Origin of the sequence: Streptomyces sp. CB02366 (assembly GCF_001905905.1) — a bacterium.
GTDB lineage: Bacteria > Actinomycetota > Actinomycetes > Streptomycetales > Streptomycetaceae > Streptomyces.
Window position 1 is genome coordinate 566012 of sequence record NZ_LIVT01000002.1, and the last position, 18547, is coordinate 584558.

At 71.1% G+C, this 18547-nt stretch carries 20 protein-coding genes, 1 tRNA gene and 1 riboswitch; of the genes, 9 read left to right on the plus strand and 12 right to left on the minus strand.

Translation table 11 applies throughout. From position 1 onward, the window contains the following. Window positions 1-85: 85 nt before the first annotated feature. The 3 genes from AMK24_RS07975 to AMK24_RS07985 all read right to left on the minus strand — a co-directional run bounded on the left by AMK24_RS07975 (window position 86) and on the right by AMK24_RS07985 (window position 2905). Window positions 86-1054 carry an ABC transporter ATP-binding protein gene (locus AMK24_RS07975; RefSeq protein ID WP_073766745.1) on the minus strand — a complete coding sequence of 323 codons (969 nt, stop codon included), beginning with the start codon at window positions 1052-1054 and terminating at the stop codon, window positions 86-88. Window positions 1055-1185: 131 nt separating this feature from the next. After that, on the minus strand, window positions 1186-2028 hold the full coding sequence (locus AMK24_RS07980) for an ABC transporter permease (protein WP_073766747.1): 843 nt from the start codon (window positions 2026-2028) through the stop codon (window positions 1186-1188). A gap of 76 nt (window positions 2029-2104) precedes the next feature. After that, the gene (locus tag AMK24_RS07985; RefSeq protein ID WP_073766458.1) at window positions 2105-2905 is read right to left on the minus strand and encodes an ABC transporter permease; all 801 of its coding nucleotides are present in this window, start codon (window positions 2903-2905) and stop codon (window positions 2105-2107) included. A 209-nt stretch (window positions 2906-3114) separates the two neighbouring features. Here AMK24_RS07985 and AMK24_RS07990 point away from each other — a divergent pair, with 209 nt between their 5' ends. After that, window positions 3115-5445: a transglycosylase domain-containing protein gene (locus AMK24_RS07990; protein WP_073766460.1), complete on the plus strand. Its 2331-nt coding sequence runs from the start codon at window positions 3115-3117 to the stop codon at window positions 5443-5445. Window positions 5446-5484: 39 nt separating this feature from the next. On the opposite strand, the gene AMK24_RS07995 is transcribed toward AMK24_RS07990, so the two are convergent. The 3 genes from AMK24_RS07995 to AMK24_RS08005 all read right to left on the minus strand — a co-directional run bounded on the left by AMK24_RS07995 (window position 5485) and on the right by AMK24_RS08005 (window position 6794). Beyond that, a complete protein-coding gene (locus AMK24_RS07995) occupies window positions 5485-5805 on the minus strand; it encodes a DMT family transporter (protein ID WP_073766462.1) in 321 nt (106 codons plus the stop codon). 37 nt (window positions 5806-5842) lie between these two features. Next, window positions 5843-5905, minus strand: a riboswitch (guanidine-III (ykkC-III) riboswitch). A gap of 110 nt (window positions 5906-6015) precedes the next feature. Next, the gene (locus AMK24_RS08000) at window positions 6016-6318 is read right to left on the minus strand and encodes a GroES family chaperonin (RefSeq protein ID WP_043974418.1); all 303 of its coding nucleotides are present in this window, start codon (window positions 6316-6318) and stop codon (window positions 6016-6018) included. A gap of 158 nt (window positions 6319-6476) precedes the next feature. Next, window positions 6477-6794 (minus strand): DUF3618 domain-containing protein, encoded by a 318-nt coding sequence (locus AMK24_RS08005; RefSeq protein ID WP_073766466.1) that lies wholly within the window; start codon window positions 6792-6794, stop codon window positions 6477-6479. Window positions 6795-6937: 143 nt separating this feature from the next. On the opposite strand from AMK24_RS08005, the gene bcp reads away from it, so the two are divergent. From bcp to AMK24_RS08030, 5 genes are all read left to right on the plus strand, one after another. Further along, window positions 6938-7405 (plus strand): thioredoxin-dependent thiol peroxidase, encoded by a 468-nt coding sequence (gene bcp / locus AMK24_RS08010; RefSeq protein ID WP_073766468.1) that lies wholly within the window; start codon window positions 6938-6940, stop codon window positions 7403-7405. A 169-nt stretch (window positions 7406-7574) separates the two neighbouring features. Beyond that, a complete protein-coding gene (proP, locus tag AMK24_RS08015; RefSeq protein WP_073766470.1) occupies window positions 7575-9071 on the plus strand; it encodes a glycine betaine/L-proline transporter ProP in 1497 nt (498 codons plus the stop codon). Between the two features lie 162 nt (window positions 9072-9233). After that, the gene (locus AMK24_RS08020) at window positions 9234-9869 is read left to right on the plus strand and encodes an HNH endonuclease signature motif containing protein (RefSeq protein WP_073766472.1); all 636 of its coding nucleotides are present in this window, start codon (window positions 9234-9236) and stop codon (window positions 9867-9869) included. Beyond that, a complete protein-coding gene (locus AMK24_RS08025) occupies window positions 9866-10702 on the plus strand; it encodes an HNH endonuclease signature motif containing protein (RefSeq protein WP_073766474.1) in 837 nt (278 codons plus the stop codon). Before AMK24_RS08020 ends, AMK24_RS08025 begins: the two co-directional genes overlap by 4 nt. Before the next feature lie 12 nt (window positions 10703-10714). Next, window positions 10715-10790 (plus strand) — tRNA-Leu (locus AMK24_RS08030). 57 nt (window positions 10791-10847) lie between these two features. Here the strand turns inward: AMK24_RS08030 and rdgB are convergent. The 4 genes from rdgB to AMK24_RS08050 form a co-directional block, all read right to left on the minus strand. Then, window positions 10848-11450: an RdgB/HAM1 family non-canonical purine NTP pyrophosphatase gene (gene rdgB / locus AMK24_RS08035; RefSeq protein WP_073766476.1), complete on the minus strand. Its 603-nt coding sequence runs from the start codon at window positions 11448-11450 to the stop codon at window positions 10848-10850. A 109-nt stretch (window positions 11451-11559) separates the two neighbouring features. After that, a complete protein-coding gene (locus AMK24_RS08040) occupies window positions 11560-11949 on the minus strand; it encodes a hypothetical protein (protein ID WP_073766478.1) in 390 nt (129 codons plus the stop codon). 123 nt (window positions 11950-12072) lie between these two features. Beyond that, window positions 12073-12810, minus strand: coding sequence for a ribonuclease PH (gene rph / locus AMK24_RS08045; RefSeq protein ID WP_073766480.1), 738 nt, complete (start codon window positions 12808-12810; stop codon window positions 12073-12075). 238 nt (window positions 12811-13048) lie between these two features. Then, window positions 13049-13282 (minus strand): glucose PTS transporter subunit EIIB, encoded by a 234-nt coding sequence (locus tag AMK24_RS08050; protein ID WP_003968866.1) that lies wholly within the window; start codon window positions 13280-13282, stop codon window positions 13049-13051. Between the two features lie 220 nt (window positions 13283-13502). Here AMK24_RS08050 and AMK24_RS08055 point away from each other — a divergent pair, with 220 nt between their 5' ends. Both AMK24_RS08055 and AMK24_RS08060 read left to right on the plus strand, forming a co-directional pair. Next, window positions 13503-14765 carry a PTS transporter subunit EIIC gene (locus AMK24_RS08055; RefSeq protein ID WP_073766482.1) on the plus strand — a complete coding sequence of 421 codons (1263 nt, stop codon included), beginning with the start codon at window positions 13503-13505 and terminating at the stop codon, window positions 14763-14765. A gap of 283 nt (window positions 14766-15048) precedes the next feature. Beyond that, the gene (locus AMK24_RS08060) at window positions 15049-16314 is read left to right on the plus strand and encodes a PTS transporter subunit EIIC (protein ID WP_073766484.1); all 1266 of its coding nucleotides are present in this window, start codon (window positions 15049-15051) and stop codon (window positions 16312-16314) included. A gap of 106 nt (window positions 16315-16420) precedes the next feature. Here the strand turns inward: AMK24_RS08060 and AMK24_RS08065 are convergent, their stop codons facing one another. Both AMK24_RS08065 and AMK24_RS08070 read right to left on the minus strand, forming a co-directional pair. Next, entirely contained in the window at window positions 16421-16918 is a 498-nt protein-coding gene (locus tag AMK24_RS08065; protein WP_073766486.1) for a GNAT family N-acetyltransferase, read from the minus strand. 42 nt (window positions 16919-16960) lie between these two features. Beyond that, window positions 16961-17713, minus strand: coding sequence for an MBL fold metallo-hydrolase (locus tag AMK24_RS08070; RefSeq protein WP_073766488.1), 753 nt, complete (start codon window positions 17711-17713; stop codon window positions 16961-16963). A 249-nt stretch (window positions 17714-17962) separates the two neighbouring features. Here AMK24_RS08070 and AMK24_RS08075 point away from each other — a divergent pair, with 249 nt between their 5' ends. Then, window positions 17963-18481, plus strand: a complete 519-nt coding sequence (locus AMK24_RS08075; protein ID WP_073766490.1) for a type II toxin-antitoxin system PemK/MazF family toxin — start codon at window positions 17963-17965, stop codon at window positions 18479-18481. Window positions 18482-18547 lie beyond the last annotated feature (66 nt).

The window sequence follows — 18547 nt, forward strand, 5'->3', positions numbered from 1 at the left end:
TAGGGAACACAACCGTTCCGAGCCCAGGCCTACCGGACCACGACCTGACCGCGCCGCCCCCGGAGGGGGCCCTGCCGGCCGCCCCTCACGGCGTCGACTCGTACATCCGCGCGATCACGGCCTCGATGTCCGGCTCCCGCACCGACAGGTCGACCAGCGGGTACTCCGCGGCGATCCGCGCCACCAGCGGGGCCGCCGACGCGGCGGCGGGGAACGCCAGCCACTGGCGCACGCCCTCCACCTTGACGGCGCGCACGGCCGGCCGGCCCCCAGCCCCCTCCGGCTCCAGCCGGATCGGCGGGAGTTCGCGCTCCAGGTCCACCACGAGCATGCGCTCGCTCTCCCCCACCTCGTGGAGGCCGGCCAGTGAACCGTCGTACATCAGGCGCCCGTGGTCGATCACCATGACCCGGCCGCACAACTGCTCGATGTCGGTGAGGTCGTGGGTCGTCAGCAGGACCGTCGTCCCCCGCTCGGCGTTCAGGTCCTTGAGGAACTGCCGCACCCGGGTCTTGGAGACCACGTCCAGGCCGATCGTCGGCTCGTCCAGGTACAGCACCTCGGGGTCGTGCAGCAGCGCCGCCGCGATGTCGCCGCGCATCCGCTGCCCCAGCGAGAGCTGCCGTACCGGAACCTCCAGCAGATCGCCCAGGTCCAGGAGTTCGACGCACCGGTCCAGGTTCTCCCGGTAACGGGCGTCGGGAATGCGGTACATGCGGTGCATGAGCCGGTACGAGTCGCGCAGCGGCAGGTCCCACCAGAGCGTCGTCCGCTGGCCGAACACCACCCCGATCCGGTGCGCCAGCCGGGTGCGCTCCCGGGAGGGGTCGACGCCCGCGACGCGCAACCGGCCGCCGCTCGGGGTGAGGATGCCCGTCAGCATCTTGATCGTGGTCGACTTCCCGGCGCCGTTCGGACCGATGTACCCGACCATCTCGCCCCGCGCGACCCGGAAGCTGATCCCGTCCACGGCCCGCACCTCGCGGCGCTCGGCGCGCAGCAGCCCCGTGCGGCGGCGGACCCAAAAGACCTTCTCGACGCCGTCGAGGGTGATGAACCCGTCGCCGCCCGCGCCCGTGCCCCTCCGCTCGTCCCTCTCGTCCCTCTCGTCCCGCTCCTCCCACGCCGCCCCGCCCGCCACGTCCGTCTCCCTCTCGCCCACGTCCCTCTCCCTCTCCGCTTCCCTCAACTGCCCGTGCTCCGGTAGGCCCGCAGCCCCGCCCGCCACGCGAGGCCCGCGAGCACCCAGCAGACGGCCGCCACCACCGGAGGCAGGAACGCCGCCCACCGCGGCAGATCGAGCGGGTACTCCCGGCCCAGCACGTACAGCGCGGGCAGCCAGCTGACGAAGGCCAGCGGCACCACGAACGTCACCCCGCGCACGAGGTCCTTCGCGAAGACCGTGGGCGGGTATTGGAGCAGCGTGGTCCCGCCGTACGTGAAGGAGTTCTGCACCTCCGAGGCGTCCTGCGCGACGAACTGGAACGCCGCGCCCGCCACGAAGACCGCCCCGAAGATCGCCGCCCCGCTCACCAGCGCCATCGGCAGCGTCAGCGCCTTCAGCGGCGTCCACGCGATGTCCAGCGTGACGAGCGCGTAGCCGAGCACCAGCAGCCCCTGGGTGATCCGCCCGAGCCGGCGCAGCGCGAACCGGTCCGCCGCGACCTGTGCCAGCACCGGGACCGGCCGCACCAGCAGGGTGTCCAGCGTCCCGTCGCGTACCCGGCGGCCCACCCGGTCCATCGACCCCAGCAGCAGGTCGCAGAGGCCGAACGCGGTGGCCGACAGCCCGTACAGCAGGGCGATCTCCGGCAGGCTGTAGCCGCCCAGCGCGTCGACGTGCGAGAACATCAGCAGGATCGTCACGAAGTCGAAGGCCGTCACCGCGAAGTCCCCGAACACCGTCATCGCGAACGAGGCCCGGTACGCCATCGTGGAGCGCACCCACATGGCCGTGATCAGCCCGTACGCCCGTACGCCCTCCAGCAGCCGGGACCGCGCCGGGAGCACGAACACCCCGGCCGCCACGGCCTCCCCGAGCTCCGGGCGTCCGGGCCCGCGCGTTCCCTCCGCCCGGTCCGCCCCGGCGGCCCGCGCCACGTCCTCAGCCACCCTGCACCACCACCCTCCTGGTCGCCGCGGTCTGCACCAGCCGGCCCGCCAGCAGCAGCACCAGCGCCCAGCCGCCCTGGAACGCGTACGCCCCCACCAGCCCCCACCCCGTGCGCTCGCCGAGGAACACATCGGCCGGGACCTGGAGCAGCGAGGACCACGGCAGCGCCCGCGCCACCTCGCCCAGCACCCCGGGGAAGAGGTTCAGCGGGAGCAGCATCCCGGAGAAGAACAGCCCGGCCAGCGACACGATCCGCATCGCGCCCGCCCCGTCCATCAGCCAGAACGCCGACAGCGCGACCAGGTAGCGCACCGCGAAACCGACCACCACGCCCAGGAACACCGACAGGAGGAAGGCGAGCCAGGTCCACGGCGAGGCGGGGAGCGCGAGATCGAAGGCGAGCGCCCCCAGGAGCATCGGCACGACGCCCCGGCCCAGCAGATGGAACGCCGCCCTCCCCAGGTCTCCCGCCAGCCACCACAGCTGGAGGTCGACGGGGCGGTAGAGATCGACGGCGATGTCCCCCGTACGGATGCGCTCGACCAGTTCGTCCTCGAAACCGCCGCCCATCATGGCGCAGGCCATCAGCAGGGCCTGTCCGAGCCAGACGTAGGTCAGCGCCTGGGAGGTGTCGTACCCGCCGAGCTGCGGGCGCGCGTCCCAGAGGGCGGTGTAGGTGTACGCCACGATGAAGCCGAAGACCGTGTTGGTGAACACCCCCGCGGCCGTGGCCGTCCGATAGGTGGCGTAGCGCCGGAATCCGCCCGCCGCCACCACCGCGTAGAGCCGCACTCCGTCCCCTCTCCCCACCGCCGCCGGCCCCCGCCGCCAAAGCGTCCGATCCTAGTGCGGGCGCGCCGACCGCCGCGACCGGATATCGGGCCGCCGTGCGGGCGACCATTCGGGGCGACGGACGAGGGAACGAAACGTTACTAACTGAAGATTTCATGTTGAAACGGGCAGTATGGGGGCACTGACCACGCCCGAGGAGCCCCACCGACATGAGCGACGAGTCACAGCACTGGGCCCCCCGCGACCCCTCGGGCGCCGCGGCCCCACCGGGAGACGAGTCCGCGGAACCGCCCGGCAGGAAGGGCGGAGCCGGGAAGAAGGCACGGCCCCGCCGCACCGGCTGGCGGCGCGCCGTTCCGACCTGGCGGACGGCCCTCGGCGCCCTCCTGGGCCTGGCCCTGCTCGTGGGCGCCGGGATCTTCGCCGCCTACCGCCTCGTCGACATCCCGGCCGCCAACGCCGCCGCCACCGCCCAGTCCAACGTCTACCTCTACAACGACGGCACCGTCATCGCCCGCGACGGCGACGTGAACCGGGAGAAGGTCAAGCTCTCCCAGGTCCCCGCCACCGTCCAGCACGCGGTGCTCGCCGCCGAGGACCGGGACTTCTACTCCGACCGCGCCGTGGACGTGAAGGCGATGGTCCGCGCCGGCTGGAACACCGTGACCGGCAAGGGCAAGCAGGGCGGCTCGACCATCACCCAGCAGTACGTGAAGAACTACTACCTCGGCCAGGAACGCACCCTCCTGCGCAAGGCCAAGGAGTTCATCATCGCGATCAAGCTCAACCGCGAGAAGACCAAGGACCAGATCTTCGAGGGCTACCTCAACACCAGCTACTTCGGGCGCAACGCGTACGGCATCCAGGCCGCCGCCCAGGCGTACTACGGCAAGAACGTCGAGGACCTCACCACCGCCGAAGGCGCGTACCTCGCCGCCCTCCTCAACGCCCCCAGCGCCTACGACGTCGTCGCCCACCCCGACAACGAGCCCGCCGCCCGGCACCGCTGGAACTACGTCCTGGACGGCATGGTCAAGGAGGACCGGCTCACCGCCGCCGAACGGGCGGACGCCCGCTTCCCCACCCCCGGGGAGGCCAAGCCCCCCACCGGGCTCTCCGGCCAGCGCGGCTACCTCGTGCAGGCCGTCGAGGACTACCTGGAGCAGCGCGGCATCCTCGACGGGAAGACCCTCGCCACCGGCGGCTACCGCATCACCACCACCATCGACAAGGCCAAGCAGGACTCCTTCGTCGAGGCCGTCGACACCCACGTGACGTCGAGGACCGGCGCCGACCGCGAGGCCGACCGCAACGTCCGCGTCGGCGGGGCCTCGATCGTCCCGGACACCGGCGAGGTCGTCGCCCTGTACGGCGGCATCGACTACACCAAGCAGTACGTCAGCAACGCCACCCGGCGCGACTACCAGGTCGGCTCCATCTTCAAGCCGTTCGTCCTCACCTCCGCCGTCGTCAACGGCTCCACCACCCAGGACGGCCGGCGCATCACCCCGAACACCGTCTACGACGGCACCAACAAGCGCCCGGTCGTCGGCCCCCGGGGCGCCACCGACTACGCCCCCGCCAACGAGGACGACACCGACTACGGCGACATCACCGTGCGCACCGCCACCGACAAGTCCGTCAACGCCGTCTACGCGCAGATGGCGCAGGACGTCGGCCCCGCGAAGGTCCGCGCCACCGCCGTCGCCCTCGGCGTCCCCGCGGACACCCCGGACCTCACCGCCTCCCCCTCCATCGCCCTCGGCACCGCCAACGCCAGCGTCCTCGACATGACCGAGGCGTACGCCACCCTCGCCGACCACGGGCGGCACGGCCGGTACGTCCTCGTCGACAAGGTCACCAAGGACGGCGCGGAGATCGACCTGCCCGCCCGGACGACCACCCAGGCCGTCCCCCGCGAAGCCGCCGACACCACCACCGCCGTCCTGCGCAGCGTCATCGAGGGGGGCACCGGCACGGCGGCCCGGGCGGCGGGGCGCCCGGCCGCCGGCAAGACCGGAACCGCCGAGGAGGACCGGGCCGCCTGGTTCGCCGGATACACCCCCGACCTCGCGACCGTCGTCGCCGTGATGGGCCAGAACCCGGACACCGGCGCCCAGACCCCGCTGTACGGAGCCCTCGGTCTGTCCCGTGTCAACGGCGGCGGCCCCCCGGCCGAGACCTGGGCCGCCTACACGCGGGCGGCGCTCCGCTCCGCCCCCGCCCAGGATTTCGACCTGCGGCCGGCCCCCGGCTCCGACGAGGACGAGGCCCCGCTCGACGAGGACTCCGACGGCTCCGCGGACCCGTCCTCCTCCTCGGAGCCCAGCTCCGACCCCTTCGACGCCGCCCCGGACGACCCCTCCGGCAGCACCCCGCCGCCACCCGGCACGGAGACCGGCGGCAACACCTCCGGCGCCCCCGACGGAACCGGCGACGACACAGACGAGGGCAGTACGGACGAGGGCGGCACGGAGGGAGACCGCGAGGAAGGGGGCGGGCGCGGCACGACGGGCCGGGGCGCCCCCGGCGCCCGCTGACGGCCTCCCCGCGGACCGGCCCTCACGGCGGACCGGACGTCAGTGCCCGGACGTCGCCTTCAGGCCGACCACGGCCACCAGCAGCAGACACACGAAGAAGATCCGGGCGGCGGTCACCGGCTCGTTCAGCACGACCATCCCCAGGATCGCCGCCCCGGCCGCCCCGATACCGACCCACACGCCGTACGCCGTACCGATCGGCAGCGACTTCGCCGCCTGGGACAGCAGCACCATGCTCGCCACGATCCCCAGACCGGTGAACACGCTCGGCCACAACCGGGTGAACCCCTCGGTGTACTTCATCCCGATCGACCAGCCCACTTCGAGCAGACCGGCGACGATCAACAGAACCCACGCCATGACAGGCACCTCCGACGAGAACCACGCGAACAGAACGGGTGCGTCGTCTTTGCCAACCCGGTACGGCGCGTCTCGTCGGGTGGCCCCACCGTAGCAAAAACAGGGGAAGGGCCTGGTGACGACGGTCACCAGGCCCTGTGGGCCGAGACGGAGGCACCGACCGGCGCCGTCCAGGGCGTGTTCCGAAAGCCCCGCCTGCTCGGCGACGCCCTACAGGTACAACCCGGTCGAATCCACCGAACCCTCGAACCGGTCGGCGGCCACCGCGTGCAGATCGCGCTCCCGCATCAGTACGTACGCCACGCCCCGCACCTCGACCTCGGCGCGGTCCTCCGGGTCGTACAGCACCCGGTCACCGGGCTCCACCGTCCGCACGTTCTGGCCGACCGCGACGACCACCGCCCAGGCGAGCCGCCGTCCCACCGCGGCCGTCGCCGGGATCAGGATGCCGCCGCCGGAGCGCCGCTCGCCCTCGGCCGTGTCGTTCCGCACCAGCACCCGGTCGTGCAGCATCCGGATGGGCAGCTTGTCGTCGTGCGGGGTTCCGCGGGTGTTCTCGCTCACGCCCGCAACCTACCTGCCGCGCCCCGCACCGCACGCCTCCGGGTGCGCCCCGACACGGCACACCCCGAGGACCCGGCCGGCCCGCAGCGCCTCCGCCCGCCCCACGCTCACTTCCCGCGACGCTTCGACACGGCGATCAGCCCCACCACGCCCACCACCAGCAGCGCCGCGGGAACCACCCGCTCCAGCCGCGGGGAGCCGTCCTCCGCGACGAACTGCGCCTTCACCTCCGACACCGAACGGTTCACCGCGACGAAGGCGCGGCCGGCCGTCCGGTCCACCGTCTGGGCCGCCTTCGCCTTGGCGTCTCCCATGATCGTCTTCGGGTGTACGCGCACCCCGATCTCGTCGAGCACCACAGCGAGCCGCTTGCGCCTGCTGATGATGTCCGCCTCGATCTGCGCAGGGGTCCTGGCATCCGACACTGCGCCGCCTCCGTGGTCGTCGTCCGGTAAACCTTCGTCTGGATCCTTCGCCGACAGTCTGTCAGCTCGAACGCCCGCACACCCGGCGGCACCCCTATTACCCTCGGTCCCGTCCGACCCGTGCACCACCCGAGGAGAACCAGATGAGCGAGCGACTGAAGCCCGGCGACCCCGCTCCCGCCTTCACCCTTCCCGACGCCGACGGCAACGAGGTCTCGCTCGCGGACCACAAGGGCCGCAAGGTCATCGTGTACTTCTACCCGGCCGCTCTTACCCCCGGATGCACCAAGCAGGCCTGCGACTTCACCGACAATCTCGACGTCCTGGCCGCCGCCGGGTACGACGTCATCGGCGTCTCCCCCGACAAGCCGGAGAAGCTCGCGAAGTTCCGCGACACGGAGAACCTCAAGATCACCCTGGTGGGCGACCCGTCCAAAGAAACTTTGGAGGCCTACGGCGCCTTCGGCGAGAAGAAGCTCTACGGCAAAGTGGTGACGGGCGTGATCCGTTCCACGGTCGTCGTCGACGAGGACGGCAAGGTCGAGCACGCGTTCTACAACGTGAAGGCGACCGGCCACGTGGCCAAGATCATCAGGGACCTGGGCATCTAACCGCTCCCGGAGCCCCGACCGCCCTCACCCGGTCTCGACGCGCCCTCCGACGCGGAGAACCCGTCGAGATCGTGTGAGGGAGATCGCATCGGCCCCCGAAGTCGGTTTGCGACCGCCATCTCCGCGCAGAAGCCTTTCCTGGAACGCACTGCGAGGAAAGGACCCGGCCATGGCGGCCTCCGACCCCCACCAGGCGGCCGACCCCGAAGCGGTCAAACGCCACCCCACCCTCTTCCGGGCCATCCGGAAACGGCGGAACCCCCCGCTGCGCCGGACGGACATCACGGTCACGGACGACGCCGCGGTCAAGCGGGCCGTGAAAGCGGCCTCCCTCGGCAACGCCATGGAGTGGTTCGACTTCGGCATCTACTCCTACCTCGCCGTCACCATCGGGCACGTGTTCTTCCCCTCCGGAAACGACACCACCCAGCTCCTCTCCTCCTTCGCGACCTTCGCGGTGGCCTTCCTGGTACGGCCGCTGGGCGGCATGTTCTTCGGCCCCATGGGCGACAAGCTCGGCCGCAAGAAGGTCCTCGCGCTGACGATGATCCTGATGGCGATCGGCACGTTCGCCATCGGCCTGATCCCCTCGCACGACACGATCGGCGTCTGGGCCGCGGTCCTGCTGATCTTCTTCCGCATGCTCCAGGGCTTCTCGACGGGCGGCGAGTACGGCGGCGCCTCGACGTTCATCGCCGAGTACGCCCCCGACAAGCGCCGCGGTTTCTTCGGCAGCTTCCTGGAGTTCGGCACCCTGGCCGGCTACGTCGGCGCCGCGGGCCTCGTCACGGCCCTGTACGCCCTGCTGACCGACGCGCAGATGGAAGCCTGGGGCTGGAGGATCCCGTTCCTCGTCGCGGGCCCGCTGGGCCTGGTCGGCCTCTACCTGCGGCTGAAGCTGGACGAGACCCCGGCCTTCCAGAAGCTGGAGGGCGGCACCGCGCACGCGTCGGAGGCGGCGGACGGCGTCGAGGCCACGGCCAAGGGCGACCTAGCGAAGATCTTCCGGCAGTACTGGCCGACGCTGATCCTCTGCATCTGCCTGGTCGGCGCGTACAACATCACCGACTACATGCTGCTGTCGTACATGCCGACGTACCTCTCCGACGAGCTGGGCTACAGCGAGACCCACGGGCTGCTGATCCTGCTGGCGGTGATGGTGTTCCTGATGCTGATCATCAGCCAGGTCGGCAAGCTCTCCGACCGCTTCGGCCGCAAGCCGCTGCTGATGACCGGCATGCTGGGCTTCCTCTTCCTCTCGCTGCCCGCGTTCCTCCTCATCCGGATCGACGGCATCCTGCCGATCACGGTCGGCATGCTGATGCTGGGCCTCTCCCTGGTCTGCATGCTCGGCACGATGTCGGCGGCGCTCCCCGCCCTGTTCCCGACCCACGTGCGCTACGGGTCCCTGTCGGTCGGCTACAACCTCTCCGCGTCGATCTTCGGCGGCACCACCCCGCTGGTGATCACGGCCCTGATCAGCTGGAGCGGTTCCAACCTGATGCCGGCGTACTACGCGATGGCGGCGGCCCTGATCGGCGTGATCGCGGTGGCCTGCATGAAGGAGACCGCCCAGCAGCCGCTGATCGGCTCCCCGCCGTCGGTGGAGACGGACGAGGAGGCCGCGGAACTGGTTCAGGCGCAGTCGCCGGACCCGAAGTTCTGACCCCTCCCGCCTCCCCTTTCCCGGAGAAACGGTCCGCCCCGCTCGCCATGAGCGGGGCGGACCGTTCCGCTTGGTCGCCGCATGCCGGGCGTGACGGTCCGATAACCGGTTCGTTACTCCGTACGGGGCCGCGAACGCATGCGCGGCGGGGACCGGAGGGGGATGGAGATGGTTCGCTACACGCGTGAGCTGCTGGAGGAGGCGGCGCGCATGACCACGAACGCCACCGATGCGGTGCTGTGGTGCGGCGGGAAGCCGACACCGGGAAGCCGAAGCTATCTGCGCAAGAAGATGGCGGAGGCGGGTGTGGACATCACGCACTTCACCAACACACCAGTGCGCCACACGGAAGAGAAGCTGCGCGTGCTGGTCGCGCGCTCCACCAGCGTCGCCGACGTCGTGCGGGGGTTGGGCATCAGCCCGGTGGGCGGCAACCACGCCCACATCACCCGTCGCATCACCGCTCTGCGCATCGACACGTCCCACTTCACCGCGGTGTCGTCTGGCGCACGACGGGCCACACGCTCGACCGGAGACCGTCTGACTCTCCGTACGCCCGCGGACGGCAGAGTCTCCGGCGTCCGGCTCGGCAGGGAGCTCGTCCGTCGAGGAGTCGAGGACAAATGCGCTGAATGCGGCAACACTGGTGAATGGCTGGGGCAACCGCTCCGGCTCGAAGTGGACCACGTCAACGGTGACTGGTGGGACAACCGTCCGGAGAACCTGCGCTTCCTCTGCCCCAACTGCCACGCGGCGACCGATACCTATCGGGGCCGCAAGCGCGGGAGCACGGCGTGAGCACCGCCTACCCCCGGGAACTGCTGGCCCGGGCGGCCTCGGAATCGAGCAGCCTCGTCGATCTCCTGCGCCGTCTCGGCGCCCCTTCGGGCAGCCGGACGCTGCGATACGTACGACAGCGGCTCGCGCACTACGGAATCGACACATCCCACTTCGTGGAAGAAGACCTCCCGCCGCGAAAGCGTCGCGCCTACCCGCGTGAACTCCTTGCCGAAGCCGCCTCGCGCTCGCGGAGCATCCGGGAGATGTTCACGTACATGGGTCTTCCGCCGACCGAAAGCCCCTACGGCTACCTGCGCGCGAGAATGGACCGGTTCGGCATCGACACGTCCCACTTCACCAGTGGCCGCCGGTACGGAACGGCCTCGACTCCGCGCGCCGAGCTGGCCCGGGCGGTCGCCGCATCCCACAGCCTGGCCGGTGTCCTGAGAGCCCTGGGCCTGAGCGACAAGAACAACGCCGCTCGTGCCCGGGTGAAGCGGGACATCGAAGCGTACGGCTTGTCAGTGGACCACTTCACCGGGCAGGGGCACAGCCGCGGCACACGCTCACCGAACCGCATGTCCGCGACGGAGATACTCCGTCGTCTGGACTCCGGAGCCTCTCGGACGAAGACGGTTCGGTTACGACGGGCCCTGGACGAGGTCGGGGCTCCTCAGGTTTGCGTGAGGTGCGGCATCGGCGATACCTGGCGAGGCAGACGGCTCGTCCTGGAGATCGACCACATCAACGGCGACCGGCTCGACAACCGCCGGGAGAACCTCCGTTACCTGTGTCCCTCATGCCACAGCCAGACACACACGTTCTCGAATCGCCGCGGCCTCGCACAGTAGAGTGGGGCACGCGGGTCCGTACCCCAGCTGGCCAAGAGGGCGCCGGTTTAGGTCCGGTGTGTCGTGGGTTCGAGTCCCACCGGGCCCACAGGTGCAGGGCGGCTGCGACCTTCGTTTCGAAGGTCGCAGCCGCCCTGCCTCACTGTCAGCCCACCAACTCCCGCACCACCGGCGCCAGCGCCCGGAACGCCTTGCCGCGGTGGCTGATCGCGTTCTTCTCGGCCGGGGTCAGCTCCGCACAGGTGCGCGTCTCGCCCTCGGGCTGGAGGATCGGGTCGTAACCGAAGCCGTGGGCTCCGGACGGGGTGTGGCGGAGGATGCCGTTCAGGCGGCCCTCCACCACGCGCTCCGTGCCGTCCGGGAGGGCCAGGGCGGCGGCGCAGGCGAAGTACGCGCCCCGGTGGGGGGTGTCGATGTCGCCGAGCTGGGCCAGGAGCAGGTTCAGGTTGGCCTCGTCGTCGCCGTGGGCGCCCGACCAGCGGGCCGAGAAGATGCCGGGGGCGCCGCCGAGGACGTCCACGCAGAGGCCGGAGTCGTCGGCGACGGCGGGGTGGCCGGTGGCGCGGGCCAGGGCGTGGGCCTTGAGGAGCGCGTTCTCGGCGAAGGTGACGCCGGTCTCCTTGACGTCGGGGATGTCGGGGTACGCGTCCGCGCCGACGAGGTCGAGGTCGAGTCCCGCGTCGGCGAGGATGGCGTGGAGCTCGGTGATTTTCCCGGCGTTGCGGGTGGCGAGGATCAGGCGCTTCATGGGGCGATTATCGCCGGGACCGCCGACCGCGAGCGGCGCGGTCCCCGCCGGGGAGCGCGGCGGCGCGGCCCCGACCCCGCCCGCGCCGCCCCGGGGAGGGCCGGGAGGGCTACGGGCTGCAGATCTTGCCGACCTCGGTGGCCGCGTCCGTCACTGGGGTGATGTCGGGGGTGGCGTCGCCGGCCTCGATGGACGCGCGGACCTCCTTGACGCCCGTCTGGAGGTCGTCGACGGCCTTGGAGAGGTCGGCGTCGTCCGTGGTGTCGCCGAGCTTCTTCAGTTCGCGGTCGATCTCGTCCAGGGACTCGGATGCCCGGGTGATGTCCTCGGAGGCGTCGGAGACGGCCTGCCGGAGGTTGCCGACGCTGGTGGCGATGGCGTCGGCGGTGCGGACGCAGTCGAGCGCCTTGTCGAGGCCGGCGCAGCCCACGGCGGTGGTCAGCGTCAGCAGGGTGGCGGCGGTGGCGAGTGCGATGCGTCGGTGACGGCGCGAAGCCATGGTGCGGTCCCTCCCCGGGGGGTCGGTACGTGGACGGACGCACGGTTCGACCCGTGCGCCCGTGCCCGTAACGACGCTCCGCGGTGCGTGTTCGGTTGCTTCTTCTCCCGAGGGGGCGGGGCGCTACGCGTCCCGGGTGGCCGCGAGGGCGTCGCGCTGGAGCGCGGCGAGGTCGACGCAGCCGGCGGTGGCGAGGTCGAGGAGCGCGCCGAGTTCCGTGCGGTCGAAGGGCGCGCCCTCGGCGGTGCCCTGGACCTCGACGAAGCGGCCGTCGCCGGTGCAGACGACGTTCATGTCGGTCTCGGCGCGGACGTCCTCCTCGTAGCAGAGGTCGAGCAGGGGGGCGCCGTCGACGATGCCGACGCTGATGGCGGCGACGGTGTCGGTGAGCGGCTTGCGGCCGGCCTTGACGATCTTCTTGCCCTGGGCCCAGGCGACGGCGTCGGCGAGGGCGACGTAGGCGCCGGTGATGGCGGCGGTGCGGGTGCCTCCGTCGGCCTGGAGGACGTCGCAGTCCAGGACGACGGTGTTCTCGCCGAGGGCCTTGTAGTCGATGACGGCGCGCAGGGAGCGGCCGATCAGCCGGCTGATCTCGTGGGTGCGTCCGCCGATCTTGCCGCGTACGGCTTCGCGGTCGCCGCGGGTGTTGGTGGAGCGGGGCAGCATGGCGTACTCGGCGGTGACCCAGCCCTCGCCGCTGCCCTTGCGCCAGCGGGGGACGCCTTCGGTGACGGAGGCGGTGCAGAGGACTCTGGTGTCGCCGAAGGAGATGAGGACGGAGCCTTCGGCGTGCTTGCTCCAGTTCCGTTCGATGGTGACGGGGCGGAGCTGGTCGGGGGTGCGGCCGTCGATGCGAGACATGGGGCCGACTTTATCCGCTGGCGGGGGTGGCTCCGTTCGGGTGCGTCGGCCCCTCCCGGTGGGCGGGCGCCGGGCCGGTGCGCGTTGCGCCGTCCCGGTGGTGCGGGGGCGGGGCGGCAGCGGCGACCCGGTCGTGGGGGCGGGGCGGGCCGCCGTGTTCCGGGGGCGGGGTGCGGCGCGGGCCCCGTCCTCCGGGTGGGGAGGGCGGGGCCCGCGGTTCCGGCGGGGGGTCAGCCGGTCACATCATGTCTTCGATGTCGGCGGCGATCGGGTCGGCGTCGGTGCCGATGACGACCTGGATCGCGGTGCCCATCTTGACGACGCCGTGGGCGCCGGCGGCCTTGAGGGCGGCTTCGTCGACCTTCTCGGGGTCGTGGACCTCGGTGCGGAGGCGGGTGATGCAGCCTTCGATCTCGTCGATGTTGTCGATGCCGCCGAGTCCGGCGACGATCTTCTCAGCCTTGGTGGCCATGTCCTTCTCCCTGTTTCACGCGCAGACGGCCGCCCGCTGCGGGTCCGTTTCGTCACGGTAACGCACGGTTGGCCCAACTTCGCGAGCGGGTAACCGGATGATCCCGAAAGATGACGATCACCGGCGCCCTGCCTTCCGGTACGGACTCCGGGCCGTGACGCAACTGGTCTACACCAGTTTGCAACGACCGCCAAACGTGAAGTGTTCCGGGAGGACGCCCATGAGTTCGAGCGCCGCCGCGGCAGCCCCGCGGAAGAAATGGTGGAACGGACCGGTCCAGGGCCTGCAGAAGGTCGGGCGGAGCCTTCAACTCCCGGTGGCCGTCCTCCCCGCCGCCGGCCTGCTCGTCAGCCTCGGCAACCTTTTCGGCTCCTATCTGCACGGCGCCTTCTGGGAGAAGACGTCCAAGGTCCTGCTCAACGGCGGCGGCGCGATCCTCGACGGCGAGCTGGGCCTGCCTCTGCTGTTCTGCATCGGCGTGGCGATCGGGTTCGCGAAGAAGGCGGACGGCTCCACCGCGCTGGCGGCCGTCGTCGGCTTCCTGGTCTACCGGGGGGTGCTGACGGCCTTCCCGATCGACGGCACGGTGACGGCCGAGCTGCCGGACGGCGAGCCGCAGAACCCGGGCGTGCTGGGCGGCATCCTGATCGGCCTGCTGACCGCCGTCGTGTGGCAGCGCTACCACCGGACCAAACTGGTCGACTGGCTCGGCTTCTTCAACGGGCGGCGCCTGGTGCCGATCCTGATGGCGTTCCTCTGCGTGGTCCTCGGCGTCCTGTTCGGGCTGCTGTGGCAGCCGGTGGGCGACGGGCTGACCTGGTTCTCCAAGCAGCTGATCGACCTCGGCTCGTGGGGCGCGGCGATCTTCGGCTTCGCCAACCGGCTGCTGATCCCGATCGGCATGCACCAGTTCCTGAACACGTTCTTCTGGTTCCAGGCGGGCGAGTTCACCGGCGCGGACGGCCAGACCGTGCAGGGCGACATCTCCCGGTTCTTCGCGCAGGACCCCACGGCGGGCCAGTTCACCTCGGGCTTCTTCCCGATCATGATGTTCGGCCTGCCCGCCGCCGCGCTGGCCATCACCCACTGCGCGCGGCCCGAGCGCCGCAAGGAGGTGGCGGGGCTGATGGTGTCGGTGGCGCTGACCTCCTTCGTGACGGGGGTGACCGAGCCGCTGGAGTTCTCGTTCATGTTCGTCGCACCGCTGCTGTACGGCGTGCACGCGGTGCTCACCGGGGCGTCGATGGGCATCACCTGGCTGCTGGGGGTGCACGCGGGATTCAGCTTCTCGGCCGGGTTGATCGACTACGTCGTCAACTGGCATCTGGACACGAAACCGTGGCTGATCATTCCGATCGGCCTGTGCTTCGCCGTCGTGTACTACGTGATCTTCCGCTTCGCGATCACCAAATTCGACCTCAAGACACCGGGGCGCGAACCGGAGGAGATCGAGAAGGAGATGGAGAAGGATCTCACCAAGTAGCGCCCGGACGCAGGGCGGCGGGGGCGCGATCCCCGCACGGACGGCCCGTCGAAGGCCCCCGGACCACATGGTCCGGGGGCCTTCGGCGTGTCACCGAACGTGCCGGATCTGCTACTGCGAATCAAGGAGGGAATTGAAGGTTCCTTATCTAACCCTCACCGTGCTAAAACTGGTCTACACCACTGAGTGGTCCAGACCACGGCTGTCTGCCGCCGTCTGTCGAGCCGTCGCCGCCTCCCCTCATCAACGACCCGGGCGGCACCGTGTCCCATGGAGGAAGTTGATGACCACGGCTGAGACCGCACCCGCGGCCGAGAAGAAGAAGGGCGCCGGCGCGATGGCCGTCATGCAGCGCATCGGCCGCAGCCTCATGCTGCCGGTCGCCGTGCTGCCGGCCGCCGCACTCCTGGTCCGCCTGGGCGCCGACGACATGCTGGGCCGCCCGTCGTTCCCGACCTTCGTCACCAAGCTCGCCGGCTACATGGCCGCGGGCGGCAACGCGCTTCTCGACAACATGGCGCTGTTGTTCGCCGTCGGCATCGCGATCGGCTACGCGAAGAAGTCGGACGGTTCCACCGCCCTCGCTGCCGTCACCGGCTACCTGGTCTTCAAGAACGTGCTGGCCACGTTCACGGACCCGAACCTGGCCAAGATCGCCAAGGTCGTCGACGGCAAGATCGTCATGACCGAGGCGCCGGTGGACGCCAAGGTCCTCGGCGGTGTCGTGATGGGCCTCGTGGTGGCCCTGCTCTACCAGAAGTTCTACCGGACCAAGCTGCCCGACTGGGCGGGCTTCTTCAGCGGCCGCCGCCTGGTCCCGATCCTCTCCGCCCTCGCGGGTCTGGTCATCGGCATCGTCTTCGGCCTGATCTGGCCGGTCCTCGGTTCCGGTCTGCACAACTTCGGTGAGTGGCTGGTCGGTTCCGGCGCGGTCGGCGCGGGCATCTTCGGTGTCGCCAACCGCGCGCTGATCCCGGTCGGCATGCACCACCTGCTGAACTCCTTCCCGTGGTTCCAGGCGGGCGAGTACAACGGCAAGAACGGTGACATCGCCCGCTTCCTGGAGGGCGACCCGAGCGCCGGGCAGTTCATGACCGGCTTCTTCCCGATCATGATGTTCGCCCTTCCGGCGGCCTGCCTCGCGATCGTCCACTGCGCCCGTCCGGAGCGCCGCAAGGTCGTCGGCGGCATGATGTTCTCGCTCGCGCTGACCTCGTTCGTCACCGGTGTGACCGAGCCGATCGAGTTCACGTTCATGTTCGTCGCCCCGGTGCTGTACGCGATCCACGCGGTGCTGACCGGTGTCTCGATGGCCCTGACCTGGGCGCTCGGCATGAAGGACGGCTTCGGGTTCTCGGCCGGTCTGGTCGACTTCCTGCTGAACCTCGGCATCGCGTCGAAGCCGTGGCTGCTGGTCCTGGTCGGCCTCTGCTTCGCCGCCGTCTACTACGTGGTCTTCCGCTTCGCGATCACCAGGTTCAACCTGCCGACCCCGGGCCGGGAGTCGGACGAGGAGCTGGCCGAGCTCCGGAAGGCCGAGGCGAAGTAGCCTCCGCCCTCGCCGGTACGCCGGAGCCCCCGTTTCCGAGGACGTCGCTCGGGAACGGGGGCTCCGGCGTTTCCCCGCGCGCGTGTCTCCCCCGCGCCCGGTCGCGTCACCCCCGCCGTGCGGGTACGTCGAGGCGGTAGAGCTGGCGGGAACCGTCCTCCGGCCCCGGGTCGGCCGCCTCGCCGGGGCGGAATCCGAGCCGCTCGTAGAAGGCGCGGGCCCCGCTCTCCACGGCCCCCGGGTGGTCGGGCCCGAAGGTGATCACCTCGACGGTGCCGGGCCCGGTGACGTACCGGCGCAGCGCCTCCGCCATCAGCAGCCGGCCCACTCCGGCGCCCCGGAGGTGCGCGGAGGTGACGAGCCGGTGGACGTGGTGGGTCGGCGGTTCCGGCCCGAAGAGCAGGCCGCCCGCCAGGGCGGGGGCCACGGCTGTCGCGGGCCCGGCGGCCTCGGCCACCAGGGCCGCCCCGTCACGGATGTGGGCGCGTACCGCCCGGTGGAAACCGGGCTCGTGGACCATCGGCCCGAACCAGTGCTCGACCTGGGAGGCCAGGGCCAGGAAGCCGTCGAGGTCGGCCTCCCGGGCGGGTCTGATCGTGGTCATCCCGGCAGTCTCCCAGGACGGCTCCGCGTCGTCGGCCGGGTCTCAGAGTTCGTACACCGCGCCCGGGACGGCGAGTTCCACCGGGCCCGGGTAGACCGCGCGGGCGTCGGCGGCGTTGCGGTCGGCGTCCGTCCACGGCGGGATGTGGGTGAGGACGAGTCGGCGCGCCCCGGCGCGGGCCGCGGCCTCGCCGGCCTCGCGGCCGTTGAGGTGCAGGTCGGGGATGTCCTCCTTGCCGTCGACGAACGACGCCTCGCAGAGGAAGAGGTCGGCGTCCCGGGCCAGCTCCTCCAGTGCGTCGCAGGCGCCGGTGTCGCCGGAGTAGGCAAGGGAGGAGCCGCCGTGCTCGACCCGGATGCCGAAGGTGTCGACGGGGTGGCGGAGCTTCTCCGTACGGACCGCGAAGGGGCCGATCTCGAAGGCGCCCGGCTTGAGGGTGTGGAAGTCGAAGACCTCGCTCATCGCCCGGTCGGAGGGGGTGTCGCCGTGGGCCGCGGTCAGCCGCTGCTCGGTGCCCTCGGGGCCGTAGACCGGGAGGTGGCGGGGGCGCCCGCCGCCGTGCGGGTAGTAGCGCACGACGAAATAGGCGCACATGTCGATGCAGTGGTCGGCGTGCAGATGGCTGAGGAAGATCGCGTCGAGGTCGTAGAGACCGACGTGGCGCTGCAGCTCGCCGAGGGCGCCGTTGCCCATGTCGAGGAGCAGCCGGAAGCCGTCGGCCTCTACGAGGTAGCTCGAGCATGCCGACCCCTGGGAGGGGAACGAGCCGGAGCAGCCGACGACGGTGAGCTTCATGGAGCGTGAACCTCCGGGGCGCGGGAACGGGGAGGGTTCGTGCGATTCCGCCGGAGTTTCGTGGAATTCCTGCGGGATTGTTTCTGCGGTTCGTCGAGCGTAAGGCGCGAAACTCCGCGTCGCTCCTCCGCTGCCCGCCGTTGTGGGGGAACTCACCTGCTCTGTCACCGGTTCGATGGAAGCGCGTCCACCGGGGGCCCGGCGCGTCCGTCCGGATGTGCGCGTCCCGGTCGCCGGTACGGTCGGGGGATGAACACGTTCTGGTGGGTGGCTCTGGCGGCCGTGGTGCTGCTCGCGCTCGTGGCGGCGGTGGTGGACGGGCGGGGGCGGTCGGACCGGGGGCCGCGTTCGCGCCGGCCGGGGCGGCCGGCGGGGGCGGCCCGCACCCGGCCGCCGTCGCGTCCGTCGCGGCCTTCGTCCCGGCCGGAGAGGCCGGCGGACCGCGGGGACGGGCGTACGCCGAGGGCGGGCGAGGTGTGGTGGGCCGACGTGCCGTACGAGGACGGGCCGGGGTGGAAGGACCGGCCGTGCCTGGTGCTCTCGGTACGGGGGCGTTCGGCGCTGGTCGCGAAGATCACCAGCAAGCATCACGAGGAGCGGCCCGGGGTGATCGCGCTGCCCGCGGGGACGGTCGGGGACCGGCGGGGGCGGCGGAGCTTCCTGGAGACGGACGAGCTGCGGGAGGTGCGGGTCGCCGCGTTCCGGCGGCGGGTGGGCACGGTGGACGCGCGGCTGTGGGAGCGCGTGCGGGGGCTGGGCGCGGGCTGAGGGGCGGGGCCCCGGTCGCGAGGGGACGCGGGGCTCCGCCCCCCGGCGCCGGAGGGTGGTGGAGGG